This is a genomic window from Rhodococcus sp. EPR-134, assembly GCF_001647205.1.
In the GTDB taxonomy this organism is placed as follows: domain Bacteria; phylum Actinomycetota; class Actinomycetes; order Mycobacteriales; family Mycobacteriaceae; genus Rhodococcus_F; species Rhodococcus_F qingshengii.
In genome coordinates this window covers 1-7,511 of sequence record NZ_LVCT01000610.1, presented here as the reverse complement: position 1 = coordinate 7,511, position 7,511 = coordinate 1, and the positions used below count along the sequence as shown (strand labels likewise).

The 7,511-nt window shown below is 62.4% G+C and carries 7 protein-coding genes and 2 pseudogenes; 2 read left to right on the top strand and 7 right to left on the bottom strand.

The features are described from left to right. Positions 1-89 precede the first annotated feature (89 nt). Positions 90-299, top strand: a pseudogene (locus tag A2J01_RS26820) (GNAT family N-acetyltransferase); the annotation flags it as partial. A 20-nt stretch (positions 300-319) separates the two neighbouring features. On the opposite strand, the gene A2J01_RS26815 reads toward A2J01_RS26820, so the two are convergent. From A2J01_RS26815 to nox, 4 genes are all read right to left on the bottom strand, one after another. After that, entirely contained in the window at positions 320-1,510 is a 1,191-nt protein-coding gene (locus A2J01_RS26815) for an N-acetylmuramoyl-L-alanine amidase (protein WP_064113957.1), read from the bottom strand. Between the two features lie 128 nt (positions 1,511-1,638). After that, the gene (gene trxA / locus A2J01_RS26810) at positions 1,639-1,962 is read right to left on the bottom strand and encodes a thioredoxin (RefSeq protein ID WP_003942530.1); all 324 of its coding nucleotides are present in this window, start codon (positions 1,960-1,962) and stop codon (positions 1,639-1,641) included. 38 nt (positions 1,963-2,000) lie between these two features. Then, the gene (gene trxB, locus A2J01_RS26805) at positions 2,001-3,008 is read right to left on the bottom strand and encodes a thioredoxin-disulfide reductase (RefSeq protein ID WP_063315344.1); all 1,008 of its coding nucleotides are present in this window, start codon (positions 3,006-3,008) and stop codon (positions 2,001-2,003) included. 131 nt (positions 3,009-3,139) lie between these two features. Next, positions 3,140-4,351, bottom strand: a complete 1,212-nt coding sequence (gene nox, locus A2J01_RS26800; RefSeq protein ID WP_007729131.1) for a 4,4'-dithiodibutanoate disulfide reductase — start codon at positions 4,349-4,351, stop codon at positions 3,140-3,142. A 98-nt stretch (positions 4,352-4,449) separates the two neighbouring features. On the opposite strand from nox, the gene A2J01_RS26795 reads away from it, so the two are divergent. After that, positions 4,450-5,016, top strand: a complete 567-nt coding sequence (locus A2J01_RS26795) for a helix-turn-helix domain-containing protein (RefSeq protein ID WP_003942539.1) — start codon at positions 4,450-4,452, stop codon at positions 5,014-5,016. 9 nt (positions 5,017-5,025) lie between these two features. On the opposite strand, the gene A2J01_RS26790 is transcribed toward A2J01_RS26795, so the two are convergent. From A2J01_RS26790 to A2J01_RS26780, 3 genes and pseudogenes are all read right to left on the bottom strand, one after another. Beyond that, positions 5,026-5,742, bottom strand: coding sequence for a hypothetical protein (locus tag A2J01_RS26790; RefSeq protein ID WP_064113956.1), 717 nt, complete (start codon positions 5,740-5,742; stop codon positions 5,026-5,028). A gap of 53 nt (positions 5,743-5,795) precedes the next feature. Next, positions 5,796-6,122: pseudogene (locus A2J01_RS26785) on the bottom strand (sigma-70 family RNA polymerase sigma factor); the annotation flags it as partial. Positions 6,123-6,913: 791 nt separating this feature from the next. Beyond that, on the bottom strand, positions 6,914-7,511 hold a 598-nt coding region (locus A2J01_RS26780; protein ID WP_064113955.1), incomplete at its 5' end, for a phage major capsid protein.

Below are 7,511 nucleotides of genomic sequence, written 5' to 3'. Positions count from 1 at the left end.
CAGAATGTTCACGAGTCATTCCTTCCGGCCTGCTACGACACGCTATGGGCTGCAATCCCGGTCACTTGCCGTGACACTCATATAAGTCGGAATGTTCACCCGCAGAATGCATGATCAGTGCCGAGTTCCTCGAGGACTACGGTTTCGAGGTCGTGGCACCGCACCATCGTTATCCGCGCCTTCGTCTCGAACTCAATCGAGATCACGAATGGAAAGTCGACGTCGAAGAAGCCCTCGACCGTCTACTGAAGGCCGCAGCTCTCGAAATGGTGGAGATCAGCGAACTCGCCAGAGTGTGAGCAGGTGCCGACCGCAGGACCTACGAAATGCGGTCGGCTACCGAAAGTTCTTCTGCGAGAAGCTCGGCGAAGGTGAAGGTGCCGGTCGGCTGATCGTCTTGACCCAGTAGGTACAGCCGCTTGACCGAGATCAAGATGGCTTCGGCGATGGTGTCACGCATCCGCGGATTCGTCAGTACCGCAACGTCGGACGCGTTGGACAGGTAGCCGAGATCGATCTGTACCGTCGGCATGTTGGTCAGGCGCAACAACTCCCACGTTCGACCGTGAGTTCTGCAGTCCCGCAACGGAGTTCGCGCAACAATCTCGCGCTGAACGAAACCGGTCAACACCTGCCCGATCATCGAGACCGAACCGTGCGAATTTCCGAAGTGGAAGCTCGCGACGCCGTTCGCCGACGGGCTCGAGTTGCTGTCGCAGCGCAGGGAGATCATCAGATCGGCGTCGAATGCGTTGGACGTCAGCGCGCGCTCGGCCTCGCTCGGATCGGCGTTGTGCGGGCGGGAGAGGAAGGTTTCCATCCCGGTTGCTGCCATCCGCCCCTCGAGGCGCATAGCCAGATCCCACAGGATGTCGGCTTCGGAGATGCCGTTGACGATGGTGCCGGTGGACGGACTACCGAGGCCTGGATCGATGACGATGCGCTTGCCGCCCAGCTGTGGGCCCTTGCGCCTCACCAGCTCCTCTTCGCTGATCGCGTGCGGCGATCCTCCGGTGACGCGGGTTCCCAGAAGTTCCAGCGAACGGAGTGTCTGCGGTCCGCAGATACCGTCGGCGGCAATCCCGATTTCACGCTGGAAAGACGAGAGAGATTCGTGGGTCTGCGGGCCGAAGAAACCGTCGACCCGACCTGCGTAGAAGCCCAGGTCCTGCAGTTTGGCCTGCAGAGCTGCGACGTCGTCGCCGTACAGCGGCGCAGAAAGCTGGTAAATCAACGTACGGGCGCCCAGGCGGTACGAGGCCTCGCGAAGTGACCGATAGGTGGCCGGGCCCACGATGCCGTCGACAAGGAGCCCACGCTGCTGCTGGAAGGCGCGAACGGCGCTGTCGAGTTGATGATCGAAGATGGCGTCGGGTGCAACCCAGTGGGCACCGTCGGCGCTTTCACGTCGAATACCGGAAGTTCCGTGATGGAGGTATCCCAGCTTCGTCAATGTGCCCCGAATCTCGGCGACGGCCGGGCCGTGATCGCCGTGTCGGAGTCTGTGCATGCGTGAAAGCCTCTCGGATCGGTTAACGAATTCGATCGATGTGCCTGGTCGTAGACCCGATCAGGCACATCGATCGATTATCTCAGAAATTCTGTGGATTGCGAGAATCCACGATGCTCATCCAGCCGTCAGAGAACGTCTGCGAGGTCCTTGAGCAGTGCGGCCTTGCCCTTGGCGCCGACGATCGTCTTGATCGGCTTGCCGTCCTTGAACAGGATCATCGTCGGGATCGACATGACCTGGAAATCGCGGGCGGCCGCCGGGTTGGCGTCGATGTCGAGCTTCGCGACGGTCAGCTTCTCGCTGTTCTCACCGGCGATCTCCTCGAGTACCGGGGCGACCATCTTGCACGGGCCGCACCAGGTTGCCCAGAAATCGACCAGAACGGGCTTGTCGCTGCCCAGGACGTCCTGCTTGAAGGAATCGTCGGTGATGGTGACGGTATTCGACACTGTTACTCCTCGAGGGTTGGGTTCGACAGCTTGATGAATCAGGGAGCGCCGACGACGTCGACCGTGTGGCCGGCTGCGTCGAGCGTGTTGGCGGTGATGTCGCCGCGGTCGGCCAGCCAGCGTTCGGCGTCGATTGCTGCGGAGCATCCGGTGCCGGCAGCGGTGATCGCCTGGCGGTACGTGTGATCGACCAGGTCACCGGCAGCGAAGACGCCGTCGACGGAGGTCGCGGTGGAACCGGGAGCGACGCGCACGTATCCGGCGTCGTCGAGATCGACCTGGCTCTTGACGAGCTCACTGCGCGGGTCGTGGCCGATGGCGACGAACATGCCGGTGATCTCGAGTGTGGAGGTCTCACCCGTGACGGTGTCACGAACGACGAGCCCGGTGACGCTGTTCTCGCCGAGGACCTCGACGGGCTCCGCGTTGGTCAGGAAGCGGATCTTCTCGTTGGCCTTGGCGCGCTCGAGCATGATCCGTGAGGCGCGGAATTCCTCGCGGCGGTGCACCAGGGTGACCGAGCGAGCGAAGCGGGTCAGGAAGGTTGCCTCTTCCATCGCGGAGTCGCCGCCGCCGACCACGACGATGTCCTGGTCACGGAAGAAGAAGCCGTCGCAGGTGGCGCAGGCGCTGACGCCGCGGCCGAGGAGGCGTTCTTCACCGGGAATGCCGAGGTAACGGGCTGCCGCGCCCATGGCGAGGATGATCGCGTGCGCGGCGTACGTTTCGCCGTTCGCGACGACCGTCTTGATCGGGCCGCTGAGATCGATCTCTTCGACGTCCTCGGTGCGGATGTCGGTATCGAAGCGAAGTGCCTGCTCACGCATCTGTTCCATCAGGTCGGGGCCCATGATTCCTTCGCGGAATCCGGGGAAGTTCTCGACCTCGGTGGTGGTCATGAGGGCGCCACCGAACTGGGTTCCCTCGAACAGCAGGGGCTGGAGCTCAGCGCGCGCGGTGTAGACACCAGCGGTGTATCCGGCCGGTCCGGAACCGACAATGATGACGTCATGGACCGCGGGCGTGTTTTCCAGCTGGGTGGTCATGCGAGCCTTCCAATAGTGAGTGCAGACCCTCCGCTTCTTGGAGAGCCGTACCGATCAACACCAGGATAAGGGGTGTTGTTCCCGCACTCCGCTGGAAAGTGGCTCACAGCCGGCAGCTCACAGCGCGGGACTCACGGGGCGGGGCGCGGTGCCTCCCGAACCACAAGCGCGTCCCGAACCACACAGCGCGTGCCGGTGTAGATGGTGGGCATGCACTTGTTGCAGTGGATACACAACCCCTCGTCGACGCTCTCGGCTTGGAATTTGTTGACCAGTTGTGGGTCCCTGAGGAGCGCACGCGCCATGGCGACGAATTCGAATCCTTCATCCAGTGCGTGCTCGATGGTGTCGACGCGGTTGATGCCGCCGAGCAGGATCAGTGGCATCCTCAGCGCCTGTCGGAACTGACGGGCGAAGGGCAGGAAGAAGCCCTCCTCGAACGGGTACGTCGGAAAGAGTTTGGGACCGTAGAACTTCAGCCCGTACCCGACGAGTTTGGGTTGGGAGGCGACAAACTCAGCTAGTGGGACCTCGCCGCGGAAGAAGTACATTCCGTTGAGAAGTGAACTGCCACCGGTCAATTGCATCGCGTCGAGGTGGCCGTCGGCTTCGAGGATCTGGGCGATCGGCAGGCTCTGGTCGAGCCACAGACCTTTCGGCACCCCATCGGACATGTTGAATTTCGCGGTGACCGCCACGCTGGATCCAGCGGCGCGTCGCACCGCTTCGACGACTCGACGCGGATACTCGGCGCGCTTGGCGACGCTGCCACCGTATCGATCGTGGCGCTTGTTCAGATTGGGGCTCATGAACGAACTGAGGAGGTAGTTGTGGCCGAGATGGACCTCGATGGCGTCGAATCCTGCGTCCACGGCGACGCGAGCGGTCCGTTCGAAGTCGGAGACGACACCGTCGAGTTCGGCGAGTGTCGCGCCCTTGACGAGGCCCATCGCGGGCGGACTCAGCCGGGTCGACGGCGCCAGAGTCTTCGTCTTGTTGGAGAGCGTGTTGGCGACCAGTCCCGCGTGGCCGATCTGCGCCGCAGCAAGTGCGCCTTCGGCGTGGACGGCGTCGGTCAGTCTGCGTAGTCCCGGCAGCGCGCGCTCGTCCATGACAAGGGTGTCGCGGTGGACTCGTCCACCTGGTGAGACGGCGCAGTAGGCGACAGTGGTCATCGCGGCCCCGCCGCGGGCCACCTCGGCGTGGAAGTTGATCAGATCGTCCGAGACCGCTCCCCGGGGCATGACGCCCTCGAACGTTGCAGCTTTGACGATGCGGTTGCGCAAGGTCAGAGGGCCGAGACGTGCGGGTTCGAATATCGACGGTGTGGGCGCTGTGGTCATTTTCAACTTCCTGCGGCGGCCTGATCTTTACGATGCCAGTGGACTCGTAACTACGACGATATAGCGCCTACTCCCAATCTGTCCGACAATTCGACACGATGAATGCCACAGGATCAGGTCGCCCACGAGACCCACGCATCGACGACACAGTCCTCGAGGTCACCCGAGCGATGCTCCTCGAGGTCGGTTGGGATCAACTCAGTCTCCGGGCGATCGCGGCACGGGCAGGAGTCAGCCGAGCCTCGATGTCGCGGCGATGGCCGTCGAAGGCACATCTTGTTCTCGGGTCGATCCTGGGGGCGACACCGGACCTGACACCGTTCGAGGGCACCGATCGCGACGGCTGGATCCGTTGGGTGGTGGAGGGAAGTGCTCAGCTCTTCTCCCGTCCCGAGGTTCGCGCCGCGTCGCCAGGATTGCTGGCGGCCCTGCGGGACCACGACGACCTGCGCAACGAATTGTGGCGCGGGTTCAGTGGACCGAGTACGCAACTGTTCCTTCAGAACGCCGAAGATCCTGAATCGGCACTGCTCGATGCCAAGGCCGTGCTGGTTCTGGCGGCCGGGGCAGCGATGTTTTCGAGTCTGATAGCGGTCGAGGACGATACAGATGCGCTACGCGAAAGAATCCTCGAGCTCTTACTCCCGGCGGCATCGCCGCGCTGACCGTCGACGTCAGCCGATGTTCTTGACCGACAACGTATTCGGATTCCCGTCGCTGCAGTTGATGCCGACAGTCAGTGCAGTGATCTGACGCGGCTGCGATCCCGTGAAGAGTAGGACTATCGCCGGCGCCCCGTCGATGCGAATCTCGCCGGAACCGAGCAAAGGCCGGCCCTCGTCGATGCCGTTGGCGCGTAGGCATCCGGCAAGTTTGGATGGATCATCCAGTGGTCCAAGGTTTTTGGATCCGACGAGTGAGAGCAGAGACGCCGAATCCGGATCGTCGACAGCAGACGTCGCCGGTGTGCTCGGTTGAGCGACAACACTTTCGGCGGGTTCGGAATCTCGGGTTCCGATAACAACGATCACGAAGGCCGCCAACACGGCTGCTGCGGCACCGAGAACCCACGCTTGTGGGCGCCGCCGGAACGGCACGACAGCTGCCTCAGCTGGCGGCTCCAGCTGTTCTGACTGTCGATCCAGTGCCGAATTGATTCGCTCGGCAAGCGAATTCGGAATCCGTTCGTGAGTGGCCTTGCTCGAGTTCAGTGTCGCGAGTGATGCCGTGACGCCGTCAAGGGCGGTGACAAATGCATGGGCGTCAGGATCTGCGTGTACCACCGGCCACAGAGCCGCACTGGTTTCGGAATCGAGAACCCCGGCGTGAAGATCTGCGAGTAGGTCTTCCGAAAACGGAGGCGCCGGAACGCGAACAGACGGATCTGTCATGAACCCTCCCTCGGCAGTCGGTGCGGACCCTTACAAGATAGGACGCGGCCGGTTCACGAATGGTTCCCGCCTTCGCGAAAGTCCTCCAACTGGGCGGCGAGACGCTTGCGCGCGCGGGCGCAGCGACTCTTCACGGTCCCTACGGGCACTCCCAACCTCTCGGCGGCCTCGGCTACCGGATACCCCTCGACATCGACGGCGACGACGGCAGCACGCTGCTCAGGCGGCAGCGATGCCAGTGCCTGTTCGACGGTCAGGCTCATGTCCACTGTCGCCGCATAGTCGCGGTGATCGCGGGGTTCCTCCGCGTTCTCCGAAGACAGAGAGAACGCCGCCCGTGATTTGTTGCGTCGGATCCGGTCGAGGCAGGCATTGACCACGCACGCGTTCTCGGGCGTTGGTGAGTATTGAGGCTTTACGAGCACTTCACGGACCTGCGAAAAGATGCGTTGTAAGCGTTGGTGAGTATGGGGGCGAAGTGAAACTACTGCGTACTCTCTGCGTACCGAACCAACCGTGGGCCTCATGCCCACGGTTGAATTTGAGAAGTCCTGCAAGGACCGCGCAAACCTGGTATCGGCTCAGCGTGGTAGTGATGCCGACTCTCCGCCTACTGGGCGGAGAGACCTTCAACATGAAGGTCACCTCGCCAGCCAAGCGCGCCGTGACTTTTCAGCCGATCGCCTGAACCTCTATTTGAGAGTGACCGTCCGCGAAGAGCTTGAAGAAAGTGGTCAAATTGACCACTTTTCAGTCTCCGCTTTGAGCTCGGAGAGTTGCCCGAAGCAACTCACCTCGTCCGATAACTCTGAGGGGACTTTGGTTTCGAAAGTCCCCACTCTCGGACAGCAAGTCCGGGAGTGGACGGGGGGTCAAATTTCTAGACCCTCCCTATGCACCCTCGATCGATCCGGCTGCCACCCGCTCCGCATACTAACGCTTCTCTCTCCACGCACTTTTTGGGCCGGAACTCGGCAAAAGACCAGGAAACGGGACTCGAACCGACCCTGTATCCCGTACCCGGTCAGCGGCGTAATGCGAAGCGCCCTTCCGTGTGGATCGATCGAGGGGGTATGGGGCAGGGGTGGATCATAGACACCCCTGGGTTGTCCTTGTAGGCACGAAAGAGCCCCGACCCTGGGATTGGGTCGGGGCTCTCGTTGGTGGTTGTTTAGCCGCCGGCGGTGATGTTGATCCTCGCGAATCCGAGGGGATGGGGGAACCCGAATCCGACACGCATCGTTGCTCGGATGGCGGTGCGGTCGCTGGTGTAGAACGCGCTGGCGTCCGTTGTCACCGAGGTGTCGTTGCGGATGGCGACGAAGCTGCGGGACTGCGGGATCGCCCAGACGGTGCCGGCAGGTACTGCGGGTGAGACGAGCAGCGGTACACCGAGGATTGTTCGTGCGGTCGGAGCGGTGGCGTCGAGCCCAAGCAGAGGCTCGTTGCTTCCGGTCTGCTTCTTCACCTTCGCGAGGAGTAGTGCATCGGCAGGGTTGGCGACGAAGTTCGTGATCACCACGCCTTTGGTCTCCGCGGCTGCGATGGCTTCAGCAAAGGGATCGGTGTTGGTCCAGGCTGCGCCAGCATTGATAGTGGTTGTGGTGATCGATGCCAGACCCTTGGCTGCGGGCGCTGCGAGGTTCCCGAAGTATGCGGTGTCGAGCTTCGTTTGGATGTCTCGAACCAATCCGTCGCCGACTACCTGGAGCGCGGCGGGGGAAGAGTCTGCAGCGAGCTCGTTGGAGATGACAACGAGGCCGGCGAGC